Below are 12,272 nucleotides of genomic sequence, written 5' to 3' on the forward strand. Positions count from 1 at the left end.
ATGAGCCAGCCCATCTACGACATTCCGGTGACCCCGCCGCAGCGTCCGAACGGCGACGAGGAAGCCAGCGCCGACCCGGCGGCCCCCGCCACCGAGCCGGAGCCGTGGTATCTCCAGGACCCGTCAGATTCCCCTGCCGCCGGCTCAGCGCCCTTCGTCTCCAAGTACGACCTGCCAGCGGAAGTCGTGACAGTGTCGCCGACACACGCTGAACCGACCCGGTCGGGCGAGGACACCCGGCCTGACCTCACCCGCTCGGCGCTGGACGGGGCGGAGCAGGTCCGGGTGCTCCGGCCTCGGTCGGAGGGCGCCGACCCCGTTCGCCCTCGGCGCGCCCAGCGCACGGAGGAGCCCGCGGGCGTCGATCAGGACCTTCTGGATGCCCTACAGGAGGTGCTCGACCTCAACGGCTCCGACCTGCATATCACTGTGGGCGCCCCGCCCAACCTCCGCGTGAACGGCAGCCTGCGCCCGCTCGACAATTCGACTCGCTGGATGTTCGACAAGGTATCGAGCGCCCTGCTCAGCATTCTCACCCCTGCGCAGCACATGGAGTTCGAGCGGGAATTGGAGCTCGACTTCGCGTATACCGCCAACGGCGCCCGCTTCCGGGTCAACTACTACCAGCAGCGTGGCTCGATCGGCGCCGCATTCCGGCTCATCCCGCGGGACATCAAGCCGCTCAAGGAGCTGGGTATGCCCGAGTCGGTGGCCCGCTTCGCTGCGATGCCGCGCGGGCTGGTGCTCGTCACCGGTCCGACCGGGTCGGGCAAGTCCACCACCCTGGCCGCGCTTGTCGACGAGGTGAACCGCACCCGCGCCGACCACATCGTCACCGTGGAAGATCCGATCGAGTTTCTGCACAAGCACCGGATGTCCCTGGTGAACCAGCGTGAGGTCGGTAGCGACACCAAGAGCTTCGCCGCAGCCCTGAAACACGTCCTCCGGCAAGACCCCGACGTGATCCTGATCGGCGAGCTGCGTGACCTCGAGACCATCTCCGTTGCAATCACCGCGGCGGAGACGGGCCACCTCGTCTTCGCGACCCTGCACACCCAGAGTGCTCCACAGACCATCGACCGCATGATCGACGTCTTCCCGCCCCATCAGCAGGCCCAGGTGCGCTCCCAGCTGGCCGCGACGCTGCAGGGCGTTATCTGCCAGACCCTGGTGAAGCGAGTCGATGACGGCCGCGTGGTGGCCACTGAGGTCATGTTCGCCACTTCCGCAATCGCCAACCTCATCCGTGAGGGCAAGACCTACCAAATCCCGTCAGCCATGCAGGCCGGCCGTGGCCTGGGCATGCACACCATGGACCAGCACCTGGCTGAACTCGTTGATGCAGGCCTCATCAGCCGCGAATCTGCGGAAGAGAAGGCACAGGACCTCGAGGGTCTCGCGCAACTCATCAGACGGGTCGATCCGGCGGCGACCGGTACTGCCGGTTCCCCGATGTCGACGGACAATATTGACTTCGGCGACTCCTACTCCGCTGGTCGTGGCTTCTGATGGCGGCAAACCTGACGTTCGCGTATAAGGCTCGCGATTCGACAGGCAAGGCCACTAAGGGTCGCATGGATGCCGCATCCGAAGGATCCGCCTTGGCGCGCCTGCGCACGATGGGCCTAGCACCTATCACGCTTGCTGAGGTCGCGGCCGGGACGGGTCTACGGACCGAAATCCGCTTGCCGGGGTTGAACAAACGTATAGGGCTTAAAGACCTCGCCATCATGAGTCGCCAGATGGCAACAATGACTTCGGCTGGCCTGTCACTCCTGCGAACACTAAATATTCTTTCCGAGCAGACCGAAAACAAGCAGCTAGCCACAATTCTCGGAACCATTCGCACCGACGTGGAAACAGGGATCTCCCTCTCGGAGGCGATGGACAAACACGCCATAGTGTTCCCGCCCATCATGATCAACTTGGTTAGGGCGGGCGAGACCGGCGGCTTCCTCGAAAAATCACTCGACTCAGTGGCGGGCAACTTTGAGTCTGAAGCGAAGCTGCGAGACACGATCAGGTCGGCCCTGGCTTATCCGGTGATTGTGCTCATCATGACGGTTGTCGCCGTTATCGGGATGCTCCTCTTCATCGTTCCCATCTTTGAAAAGATGTTCGTGGGGCTCGGAGGCGAACTCCCACTTCCGACTCAGATTCTGGTGGTGCTGTCGAAGATCATGGTGTGGCTCGCACCATTGCTCGTCGTGCTCGGTGTCGCGTTCTCCGTTTGGTGGAGCAAGAACAAGAACACTGAGAGGGTGCGAAAAGTCGTTGACCCTGTCAAGTTGAAACTCCCGGTCTTCGGAATTCTCATGACGAAATTGGCGATTGCACGTTTCAGTCGCAACTTCTCGACCATGATCGGAGCCGGTGTGCCGATTTTGCAGTCGCTCAGTATCGTTGGAGAAACTTCCGGCAACTGGGTTGTGGAGTCCGCGCTCCGGAAGGTGCAGGAATCGGTGCGTCAAGGCAAGTCAATTGCCGGGCCGCTCTCCTTGGAGCCAGTCTTTCCTGCCATGGTGACCCAGATGATCGCTGTAGGGGAAGACGCGGGTGCCCTAGAACAAATGTTGGCGAAGATCGCTGATTTCTATGACCAGGAAGTGCAAGCGACTTCAGAGCAACTCACCGCACTGATCGAACCGCTCATGATCGCCTTCATCGGGGTCGTGGTGGGCGGCATGATTGTCGCCCTCTACATGCCGATGTTCAGCATCTTCCAGTACATCAGATAGCGCTAGACGGCCCGACTCGGAATGGCCCCCGAACTGGGGGCACTAACATTTGCTTGTACCCCTCAACGGGGCATACCACAAGGCCGCGCGACCCATATGCTCAAATCAGGCAACTCAGTCGCGTTTCCCAGAACTCATCCAGAAAAGGACCCAACATGATCCGCAGCATCTCGGAGGCGCTTGCCCACAAGCGTGCAGAACTCGGCCAGAAGGAAAAGGGCTTTACGCTCATCGAGCTCCTCGTGGTCGTCATCATCATCGGAATTTTGGCTGCCGTCGCCATTCCGATCTTCCTGGGTCAGCAGGACCAAGCTAAGGATGCCGGCGTCAAGTCCGACCTGGCAAACGCCAAGGTGGCTTACGTTAGCCAGCTGGTCGACGCTCCTGCCGCGATCCCGACGGGCGCACAGCTTACTGCCAAGGGTTTTGTCCAGTCGCCGAACAGCTCATCACTGAGCGTAACGGCCGCCTCGGCTACCGCCGCGGGCACTTTCTGCATTCAGCTGACGAGCGCGAGCTCGGGTTCTCCGACCTTTGGAATCACTAACACAACAGGGGTAGCAAAAGGCACCTGTGCCGCTGGCGTGTTTACCGCCTCCTAGCTAGCAACCGGTCCAGGCGGGGGCGTCGTCGTTTGACGGCGCCCTCGCTCCTATTCAAGGTGACTTCGATTCGATTGAGGGGTGGACGGTGGAGATCCAGCATGAGGCTGCCCCGCGACCTACCGAATCGGGTTTCGGGATGATCGAGATAGTCATTTCCATGTTCCTTCTTGCTCTCCTCGCTGTCGCCTTCCTCCCGCTCCTTGTGCAAGGGGTGAAGCAGTCGTCCGCGAACTCGACGCTTGCGGCGGCGACCCAACTGGTCAACAACGAAATGGAACTCGCTAGATCTCGTTTGACTTGCAGCAGCCTCACGCCGACGAGCTATTCGGTTGCGGATCCGCGCGGGGTAACCCTGAACGTCGTACGCACAGGTATGGCGGCGGGATCCTGTCCTACACAAACGGTACCGCCAGCTTCGCCCACCTATCCCATTACAGTTCCAATGACGGTGACTGTGACCCGGGCGGACACCGGCGCTGTCGTTTCATCCGCAAGAACCATTATCTCCGTGGCCTTGAGCTGACATCATGCCGGGTATCAAAAGCAACTCCGACGACGGCTTCACGCTCATCGAGCTGATTGTCTACAGCGCGCTTCTCATGCTTGTGCTCAGCGTCATTGGTGGGCTCTTCATAAGCGGCCTCAACACCGCAACTGCTGTGCGTACCGTTACAAATGCGTCAACCGCGGGACAGATCGTTGCTGACTCAGTGGAAACGAATATTCGCAACGCCTCGGATTTCCGCCTCACCGTGCCCACGGGTACCGACCAATTTCTGGTAGCGCGAACCGCCCAACGTGGGGCCACTTTGACTTGGAGTTGCATCGCCTGGTACTACTCGGCTGCAGGAGCTGGCCGCATTTTCTTCAAGCAATCTGATCTCGCGATCCTTGCTCCGACAGCGAGCGAGCTTGGCTCTTGGGTGCTGCTGAACGACGGTGTGCGTCCGATAAGCGGTACGACCATCTTCAGCTCGGCGGGGCAGCGATTGACTGTGAACTTCAAGGGACTCGCGGGTGACCACCCGCCTGTTGTAATCACAAGTTCGGCTACCAGCCGAGCGGGAGCATCGGGGAGTCTGGCATGCTACTGAATCGACGTTGCCCACGCCGCTTCACAGACGATCGGGGTTCAGCTCTGGCTGCCGTACTGGGCGTCATGGCCGTCGGCCTCATCCTCATGTCGCTCATCATGACATCCATAGTCGGGGCCTACGGCTCGAGCTCGGGAACCCGGGCTGGTGTGCAGTCTCAGGCATCAGCAGACGCCGGGATCGCCGCAGCTTATACCGGTCTGTTCACGGCGGGCAATTGTGCGGCGCAATCGACGCCAGGCACGTACTCATCTGGCTCGGCACCGGCGTATGCGGCGTTGGTGCAATATGACGCGGGCAGCGGCTGGATAGGCGGATGCCCCACCGCGACCGCCACGCGCGTCAAGATCGTGTCGACCGGTCTAGCTCAAGCGAACGGGGTGAACGGAGCGTCCTCGGGAAACTCAAGCAAAGTCGAGGCAGTCTTCGCATACCTGACCCCCGGGGTCGACGCCAGCGGAGTGGGTATGTACCTGTATGGCGGTGGAACCGTTGAATCCAATTCAACGCTTGACCTGTCAGAGGCCAGCGGCGCGGGATTGATGATCAAGAACGGCTCCCTCGACTGTTCCAAGAACAACACCGTAATCAACGGTAGCGTCCTCATCAATGGAAATCTGACCTTTACGGGCAACTGCACCGTCAATGGGAGCGCGTGGGTAGCCGGAGCGGCAACTCTGGGTTCCGGATCGGTCCGAGACAACCTGACGGCCGCCAGAGTCAGTCCCAATCCTCCAGGGTCCCATGTGGGCGGCACCTACACTCAGAGTGCCGTCGTGCCGGCCGTGCCGGGTTGGGCTGAAATTGGCTATACCCCGGCCAACTGGATTGACGCGGCTGGAATACCCTATGAGGTCCGCACAGTGACCACGGCCGCAGCGTGCAAGCTGCCCGACGGCAGCCTCGGCGGAACCATCGCTGGCAAACCTGTCATCATCAATGCGTTGGGGTGCCCAGGGGGCCCGACTGCCAGCAATAACACCACAGTCAGGCTCACCAGCGACGTTGTGATATTTGCGCAAAGCTTCGACTTCTCGTCCGTCAACCAGCTGAAGTTCGATTCGTCGAGCAGCGCAGCGCATCGGGTCTGGTTCGTCACCCCCGACTATGTCGGAACAGACGGGTTGCCGACCTGTCGGAGATCTCCTGCCATCGAGAATCAAGGAAACTTCGCCGTCAAGAACGGCTTCACCATCGATGATCCCATTTCGGCGATGCTCTACACACCCTGCGCATTCGATGGAAACAACGGTTTTGAGTGGCGGGGGCAGGTTTACTCAGGTCAGTACAGTAGCGTCAAGAACAATCCAGTCTTCACCTTTGTGCAGGTCGGAATTGCGGGTTCGGATCTGGACATCGGCGCCGCCACTCCACCGATCACACGTGCACAACCTGGCGCGGTTGTATCCAGACGGGACCTCGGGTGACGGTGCTGCCAGTCATGTTCGTCGGTATCTTTGGGCTACTCATCGGGTCGTTCCTCAACGTCGTGATTTTTCGAGTTCCCGCTGGCCGATCGATTGTCTTCCCCGCAAGCTCCTGCGGAGCGTGCGGAGCCACCATCCGTCCTTGGGACAATATTCCGGTGCTCTCCTGGCTCTTGCTGCGCGGCCGGTGTCGAATGTGTCGAACTTGGATATCAGCTCGGTATCCGCTCGTCGAGTTCGGCACGGCAGCGTTTTTCGCGATTGTTGCGTGGTGGACGGTCACCGCTTCCCCCTCGAAGGGTGTTTTCGCCGAAACGCTCCTTATCATCACGCCGTTCTTGTTTCTGGCGGCGGTCAGTGTTGCCCTTGCGATGATCGACCTGGACACCCATACACTTCCGAATCGCATCGTTCTACCCGCCTATCTCGTGGCCGCGCTTCTGTTGACTGCCGCCGGGCTCTTCATCGGCGAACCTGGGCGTTTGTTGGCAGCAGCGATCGGCGGCATGAGCCTCTTCACCGCCTACTTGCTGATGGCACTGTGCTATCCATCAGGAATGGGGCTCGGTGACGTCAAGCTGGCCGGCCTGCTTGGACTGTACTTGGGGTGGCTCGGATGGGCACCGCTCATCGTTGGCGCGTTCGCGGCTTTCCTCCTTGGCGGAATATTTGCACTCCTGTTACTTGTGACCGGCAGAGCCGACCGTAAGAGTGGTATACCGTTCGGCCCCTGGATGTTGGTCGGCGCGTGGCTCGGAATCTTCTACGGTGAACAGGTGGCCACTGGCTACTTGTCGCTTTTCGGTTTGGCATGATGGTTCGGCCCCAGGAGGAGAAGCAATGACGGCATCAGTCGTAGGAATCGACATCGGAACGGCCGGTCTGCGAGCCGTAGAGGTGAGCGATGCGGGAAGGAACAATCCGACTCTCGTCCGCTATCACGAGGTGCAGCTTCCCGATGGCGCCGTCATCCGCGGCGAAGTGGTCGAGCCGAACACTGTCGCCGCCGCACTCAAGAGTCTGTGGGCAGGCGGGGGTTTCAAGAGCAAGAAGGTAGTGCTCGGAATGGGCAACCACCGTGTGCTCGCGCGAGATTTGACGGTGCCCAAAATGTCGATTGAGCGGATTCGAGAGTCCCTCCCCTTCCAAGCGCAGGACATGCTTTCTGTACCAGTTGCCGATGCGCTGCTCGACTTTTACCCGATTTCTGAGTCCGATGGTGAAAATGGGCCAGAAATATATGGACTGTTGATCGCAGCAGTCAAGGAGGCGGTGCTGGGGAACATTATGGCGGTTCAAATAGCCGGATTGACACCAGTTGAAGTAGACCTCATCCCCTTCGCTCTGAGTAGGGTCATCAACCGAAGCTCGAAATCGGACGGCGCTGTCGTGCAAATCGATGTCGGCGTCGCAACGACCACGGTCGCAGTCACCTTGGACGGCGTTCCCCAGTTCCTTCGTCTCATCCCAGCTGGTGGCGGTGACCTCACTCAGGCCCTGGCGCTGCGCCTTGACGTCACCCCTGATGTTGCAGAGGCCCTCAAGCGTTCGCTTGGACTCGGAAAAGCAAGTAACCCGCAACAGCAGGGCGCTGCGACTGTCATTTCCGAGGTGACGAACGAATTGTTAAGTAGTCTTCGGAACACGGTCAACTATTTTATTAACACAAGGAACCACATGGCAGTGACCCGGATCGTCCTAACCGGAGGTGGCGCGCAGCTCGGCGGTTTCTCCAATGCACTCAGTGAACTCACTCGGCTCCCAGTCTTTACTGCTGACCTGGCGGCTGCGGTCGTGCTCGGAAACGGCGTCGATGCAGACGCCCTTCAGCAGACCCAAGGGGCGTATTCAGTTGCATTGGGACTCGCGCTGGGGAGTAAGAAATGAGGCAGTCAAACGTATCGGACATGCTGATCCTGGGCGGAGAGCCTCGGGTCGATCTGCTGCCACCAGAGGTCAGGTCTCGGAAAAAGACCGCGGAGAGGAGGCGTCTCCTGCTGGGTGCCTGCATCGGCGCTGTTGTGCTTGTGGCGGGCGGCGTTGCCGCTGCATCCTGGCAAGCAACTCAGAGCCAAACCAAACTTACTGCCGCCCAGGACCGCACGACAGAGCTCCTCCTGGACCAGTCCCAGTATTCAGAGGTCAATCAGGTGCAGGCCGCTGTCGACACAACGATCGCCGCGCGCCAGTTCGGAGCATCAACTGAAGTGGATTGGAAGGCATACCTGACGGCGGTTCGCGAAGTGCTTCCATCCGACGTGAGCATCGACACTGTGACCGTCGACTCTGCCTCTCCGCTCATCGGATTCGATCAGGCAACCGCTCCTCTTCAGTCGGCCAGAGTGGCAACCCTCACACTCGGGCTAACTAGCCCGACTCTCCCAGAGGTGCCGCTCTGGCTCGAAGCAATGGAGGGACTACCCGGTTTCGCAGATGGCAATCCAGGGTCAATTGCTCTGGCCGCGACTGGTGCCTATACCGTTGACGTAACCCTTCACATAAACGACGGCGCGTTTTCAAACCGGTTCGCCGACGCTGAAGGGAAATAGACATGGACAAGAACAGAATCTGGGCGTTTGGGGCTGCACTCGCCATCGCCGCGACGGCGATTCTTGGTTGGACACTCGGCATTTCGCCCAAGCTCAATGAAGCGAAAGCTGCGGAGATTCAGCGAGCCGTCGTCGAAACGCAAAATATCGACTACGAAAGCCAACTAGCTACGCTTCAGAAACAATTCGACAACATTGGGGATCTGAAGAGTGACTTGGCTGCTTTGCAGCTGGCCGTACCGAACGCGGCTGAAATTCCCGCCTTCGTGACCCAACTCGACACCATCGGCCGTCAACGTGACGTGACGCTGACCGGCATCATCGTTAACGATGCGCAGTCCTACGTTCCCGTAGTAGTTGCTCCGCCCGCCGCCGCCGCCGCGCCCGCCGCGGAAGTGGAGAGCACCGAAACGACAGGTGCTGGTGTCAGCGCTACGGAGGCAGTGACCGTACCACCGACGCCAGCGGAATTAGCCGCGTCGCTGGCCCCGAGCCCGAGCCCACTGGTCACCGCCGCGAACTTTGTGTCGGTGCCAATCACTGTCAATGTCGAGGGTAGCTACGGAGACGTGCTCGAATTTATCGACGGGTTGCAGAAGGGCACTCGCCTGGCGCTGGTCACGACGTTCTCCACGAAGGCGGCGGCACCGGTGGCCATTGCACCCAATCCAGAGGTTACGGTCGACGACATCGCTCCCATCGCGCCAGAGAGGGTGGCTGCGCAGATATCCGCCCTCATCTACGTACTTATTGATCCCGCAGACCCAATCGCCGCGGGTTAGCCGCCCTGCGCGTAGTGGATACAAGGTATCCGCACGCCAGATTGCTGCGGAGGCAGCACAGAGCTACGGTCGCGAGGCGCAAGAGGAGTGCAGCCTGACCGACGCCCCCGAGGGACACAAGCAACCGCGATGCGCCCGCCGAGCACTACGTACTCCTCGATTCCACCCCGCTAGAGTGACCCTCGAGTTTTGCTACTAGGGGTCCTCGAGTTCCCTCATTAACTACCCTCGAGTTTCATCAATAATTCGGGCTGTCAGCCATGGACCTCGCCGATACCCCCGCAATCCGGAGGCGCGCTGCTGCTGGCAAGTTCTCGTTTCGGGGAGGAGCCGGCAGTTACCCTCACCGCGCGGAGCAGTTCCAGACCCAAGGTTTACCTGATCGACTGCGGAGTAGCGGCACGATTGCCCCGGCTTACTCCCGAACGGATGGCACCGCGCACTGTCACTGCGCTGACTGAATTCGGTCATCTGCTGGCGGGTTCCCGGCGACGACCTGGCGCCCCTGCGCAAGCTGCGAGATCGCGTCGGCAGCAGCTTCATCGCTGGCGCAGCACTCTATCTGGGCAAGCGTTCCTATACCTACGAGGACCGAATCCACATTGTCCCGGTGGACAAGCTCTGGACAGCGGCCACCGCGGCAGGTTAACCGCCGCGCACCCCGCGCTTCCGCCGACTTGCCCCCCTAATTGCTACAGTGGCAGCACAGAGCTACGGCCGCGAGGCTCACGAGGAGTGCAGCATGACCGACACCACGCCCCCCGAGGGAAACAAGAACCACAACCCGGATGCGCCCACCGAGCACATCCCCGATGACCACAGCCCCGAGCCAACCACCGTGGCCGACCCGAGCAAGAACGTCGACACAACTGTGAGCGAGCCGGCGGCCGAGCCGTCGACGCGCGAGGCCGCCTACGTTCCCGGCGAGCCGATCGACTATGAACCGGCCACCCCGGTGACGGTCAACGCGTCGGAGGCGCCGACCGAGAAGGTCGAACGCCTCACCGCCGAGCCCACCCAGGACGAGGGCTCCCGCGATGAAGCAGTTGCGGAGCAGAAGGACTACACGCCCACCTACGTGCCCACCCCGGCGGCAGCGACGACCCCCGAGGCCGCGCAGCCCACCGTGCAGCAGCCCACGCAGCAGCAGACTCAGCAGTTCGCGCCCAGCCCGGTGTACGTCACCGCGCCCACCCCGCCCAAGACCCGGGGCAACCGGGCCGCCGGCATCCTCATCGGCCTGATCGCCACCGCGGTGTTCGCCCTGGTCTACGCGCTCATCGCGTTCTTCATCTCCGCCTCCGGCGCGGCAACCGTCTCCGACGCCACGGCCCGGTTCACCGAGTTCCTGGTGCTGCCGGTCTACTACGTGCCGGTGATCTTCTTCTTCCTCGCCTTCGCGTTGTTGGTCGCGGTGCTCAACCGCGCCGGCTGGTGGGCGTACGTGCTCGGCGGCTTCCTCGTCGCCGTGGTCGTCTACTTCTCCTACATCGGCGGCGCCCTGCTCGCCGTGCAGGCGTGGAACCTGACGCCCGCCGAAGCCGCCCGCTTCGTGAGCACCCAGTGGCTGAACCCCGGCGCCATCGCCGCGGCCATCGTGGCGCGCGAGGTGCCGATCTGGTTCGGCGCCTGGATCTCCCGCCGCGGCCGCAGCGTCACCGCGAAGAACTTCGCCGCCAAAGCCGAATACGAGCGTCAGCTCGCCGAGGGACCGCAGGTCACTCGAACGGCCTAACCGCCGCCGGTGCGGGGAGCACACCATGCGCGACTATCAGAAATACGCGGCCATCCTCGCAGTGTTCGCGACGGTGCTCTACGCCGCTGTGCTCGTGGCCGCGTTCGGAATGATCAGCCTGGCCACCAACCTCGACGTCATCGCCGACCGGTCGGCTGGCCCGTTGGTGGGCCCCACCATGTCGGCCGCCGCGACGGTGCTGGTGCTGCTCATGCTGATGCTTTTCGGACTTCGAACCCCACCCGACAAACAACGTGTCGCGGTGGGGTTCGCTGTTGCCACCGGCGTTACCGCCTACGCCCTGTTCATCTCCACCGGCGCCATCCTGGTGGCGGCTGGCAACGGCGAACCGCTCGCGGGGCTGCTGTTCAGTGGCAGCATGCTCGGCAGCCCCTTCGCGATCAGCGTGGGGGTGCTGGCGTTCCTCGTGGCTCTCACGTACTCGATCCTGCTCGCCTCCCGCTACGGTGAACACGGCCGGCCGCTCTGGCCCTGGGAACGACGCGGTGAATAGTCGACGGCACCCGAGTCGTTGCCGGCGGATTACCCCTCGCCGGCCGGGCCCGGTGCAGGAGAACCCAGCGGCCTTGGGCTAACCCCCGCGCTGAGTACCATGGCGTAATGACCTGCGCCACCTTCACCCCCGGGCCGCGCGCATGACGCGCGCCGTTCCCGTCCCGATCGTCGACCCGTCCGAGCGTCCGCAGCGGGTGCCGCACAGCCGGGTCGAGAACGTGGTGGCGCTGTTGATCGGCACCTTCGCCGTCTCGTTCGGCCTGTACCTGCTGAAAGAGGTGGGCGTGGCCACCGGCGGCACCGCCGGCATCGCCCTGCTGGCCAGCTACGCCACCAGCTGGTCGTTCGGGGTGTGGTTCGTTCTCGTCAACGTGCCCTTCTTCGCCCTGGCGATGCGCCGCATGGGCTGGCGCTTCACCGCCAAGACCCTCATCGCCGTGGTGCTCGTCTCGGTGTTCTCCGAGGTGCACCCGCTGACGCTGCAGATCCGGCACATCGACCCGATCTACGCCACTCTGCTGGGCAGCCTGCTGGCCGGCATCGGCCTGATTGTGCTGTTCCGGCACCAGGCCAGCCTCGGCGGGGTCAACATCCTCGCGCTGTACCTGCAGAAGAGCCGGGGCTGGCGTGCCGGCTATGTGCAGCTCGTGGTGGACGTGCTCATCGTGCTCGCCGCGTTCGCCACGCTGCCGCTGCCAATGGTGCTGCTCTCGGTGCTCGGCGCGGTCATCCTCAACATGATCATCGCCATGAACCACCGCCCCGACCGCTACTTCGGCTGAGCCGCCCGCCGAGGCTGAGCCCCCCTCCGTTGGTTGAGCTTGTC

The 12,272-nt window shown here is 62.0% G+C and carries 13 protein-coding genes; all 13 read left to right on the forward strand.

Translation table 11 applies throughout. The annotated features are described in order from the left end of the window. The 13 genes from E3O42_RS16750 (at position 1) to E3O42_RS16815 (ending at position 12,228) form a co-directional block, all read left to right on the forward strand. Complete coding sequence (locus E3O42_RS16750; RefSeq protein WP_134455167.1) at positions 1–1,509, forward strand: type IV pilus twitching motility protein PilT; 1,509 nt, start codon at positions 1–3, stop codon at positions 1,507–1,509. Beyond that, complete coding sequence (locus E3O42_RS16755) at positions 1,509–2,738, forward strand: type II secretion system F family protein (protein WP_134455169.1); 1,230 nt, start codon at positions 1,509–1,511, stop codon at positions 2,736–2,738. Before E3O42_RS16750 ends, E3O42_RS16755 begins: the two co-directional genes overlap by 1 nt. Before the next feature lie 155 nt (positions 2,739–2,893). Beyond that, positions 2,894–3,340 carry a type IV pilin protein gene (locus E3O42_RS16760; protein WP_134455171.1) on the forward strand — a complete coding sequence of 149 codons (447 nt, stop codon included), beginning with the start codon at positions 2,894–2,896 and terminating at the stop codon, positions 3,338–3,340. Positions 3,341–3,479: 139 nt separating this feature from the next. Beyond that, positions 3,480–3,866, forward strand: a complete 387-nt coding sequence (locus E3O42_RS16765) for a hypothetical protein (protein ID WP_134455173.1) — start codon at positions 3,480–3,482, stop codon at positions 3,864–3,866. Positions 3,867–3,870: 4 nt separating this feature from the next. After that, positions 3,871–4,437, forward strand: a complete 567-nt coding sequence (locus E3O42_RS16770; protein WP_134455175.1) for a PilW family protein — start codon at positions 3,871–3,873, stop codon at positions 4,435–4,437. 65 nt (positions 4,438–4,502) lie between these two features. Next, a complete protein-coding gene (locus E3O42_RS16775) occupies positions 4,503–5,864 on the forward strand; it encodes a hypothetical protein (RefSeq protein WP_134455177.1) in 1,362 nt (453 codons plus the stop codon). A 14-nt stretch (positions 5,865–5,878) separates the two neighbouring features. Next, positions 5,879–6,679, forward strand: a complete 801-nt coding sequence (locus E3O42_RS16780) for a prepilin peptidase (RefSeq protein WP_134455179.1) — start codon at positions 5,879–5,881, stop codon at positions 6,677–6,679. A 25-nt stretch (positions 6,680–6,704) separates the two neighbouring features. Further along, positions 6,705–7,751, forward strand: coding sequence for a type IV pilus assembly protein PilM (gene pilM, locus E3O42_RS16785; protein WP_134455181.1), 1,047 nt, complete (start codon positions 6,705–6,707; stop codon positions 7,749–7,751). A gap of 20 nt (positions 7,752–7,771) precedes the next feature. Beyond that, the gene (locus E3O42_RS16790) at positions 7,772–8,413 is read left to right on the forward strand and encodes a hypothetical protein (protein WP_206751231.1); all 642 of its coding nucleotides are present in this window, start codon (positions 7,772–7,774) and stop codon (positions 8,411–8,413) included. A gap of 2 nt (positions 8,414–8,415) precedes the next feature. After that, positions 8,416–9,195 (forward strand): hypothetical protein, encoded by a 780-nt coding sequence (locus E3O42_RS16795; protein ID WP_134455185.1) that lies wholly within the window; start codon positions 8,416–8,418, stop codon positions 9,193–9,195. A gap of 742 nt (positions 9,196–9,937) precedes the next feature. After that, the gene (locus tag E3O42_RS16805; RefSeq protein ID WP_134455187.1) at positions 9,938–10,930 is read left to right on the forward strand and encodes a ribonuclease E domain-containing protein; all 993 of its coding nucleotides are present in this window, start codon (positions 9,938–9,940) and stop codon (positions 10,928–10,930) included. A 25-nt stretch (positions 10,931–10,955) separates the two neighbouring features. Further along, entirely contained in the window at positions 10,956–11,444 is a 489-nt protein-coding gene (locus E3O42_RS16810; RefSeq protein ID WP_134455189.1) for a DUF6121 family protein, read from the forward strand. 142 nt (positions 11,445–11,586) lie between these two features. Continuing rightward, on the forward strand, positions 11,587–12,228 hold the full coding sequence (locus E3O42_RS16815) for a YitT family protein (protein WP_134455191.1): 642 nt from the start codon (positions 11,587–11,589) through the stop codon (positions 12,226–12,228). The last annotated feature ends 44 nt before the right edge of the window (positions 12,229–12,272 follow it).

The organism is Cryobacterium adonitolivorans, assembly GCF_004402695.1.
Taxonomy (GTDB): domain Bacteria; phylum Actinomycetota; class Actinomycetes; order Actinomycetales; family Microbacteriaceae; genus Cryobacterium; species Cryobacterium adonitolivorans.

What these genes read in the sequence shown, in the direction of transcription:
- E3O42_RS16750 (WP_134455167.1), top strand. Translation starts at nt 1, where the DNA reads ATGAGCCAGCCCATCTACGACATTCCGGTGACCCCGCCGCAGCGTCCG.
- E3O42_RS16755 (WP_134455169.1), top strand. Translation starts at nt 1,509, where the DNA reads ATGGCGGCAAACCTGACGTTCGCGTATAAGGCTCGCGATTCGACAGGC.
- E3O42_RS16760 (WP_134455171.1), top strand. Translation starts at nt 2,894, where the DNA reads ATGATCCGCAGCATCTCGGAGGCGCTTGCCCACAAGCGTGCAGAACTC.
- E3O42_RS16765 (WP_134455173.1), top strand. Translation starts at nt 3,480, where the DNA reads ATGATCGAGATAGTCATTTCCATGTTCCTTCTTGCTCTCCTCGCTGTC.
- E3O42_RS16770 (WP_134455175.1), top strand. Translation starts at nt 3,871, where the DNA reads ATGCCGGGTATCAAAAGCAACTCCGACGACGGCTTCACGCTCATCGAG.
- E3O42_RS16775 (WP_134455177.1), top strand. Translation starts at nt 4,503, where the DNA reads ATGGCCGTCGGCCTCATCCTCATGTCGCTCATCATGACATCCATAGTC.
- E3O42_RS16780 (WP_134455179.1), top strand. Translation starts at nt 5,879, where the DNA reads ATGTTCGTCGGTATCTTTGGGCTACTCATCGGGTCGTTCCTCAACGTC.
- pilM (WP_134455181.1), top strand. Translation starts at nt 6,705, where the DNA reads ATGACGGCATCAGTCGTAGGAATCGACATCGGAACGGCCGGTCTGCGA.
- E3O42_RS16790 (WP_206751231.1), top strand. Translation starts at nt 7,772, where the DNA reads ATGCTGATCCTGGGCGGAGAGCCTCGGGTCGATCTGCTGCCACCAGAG.
- E3O42_RS16795 (WP_134455185.1), top strand. Translation starts at nt 8,416, where the DNA reads ATGGACAAGAACAGAATCTGGGCGTTTGGGGCTGCACTCGCCATCGCC.
- E3O42_RS16805 (WP_134455187.1), top strand. Translation starts at nt 9,938, where the DNA reads ATGACCGACACCACGCCCCCCGAGGGAAACAAGAACCACAACCCGGAT.
- E3O42_RS16810 (WP_134455189.1), top strand. Translation starts at nt 10,956, where the DNA reads ATGCGCGACTATCAGAAATACGCGGCCATCCTCGCAGTGTTCGCGACG.
- E3O42_RS16815 (WP_134455191.1), top strand. Translation starts at nt 11,587, where the DNA reads ATGACGCGCGCCGTTCCCGTCCCGATCGTCGACCCGTCCGAGCGTCCG.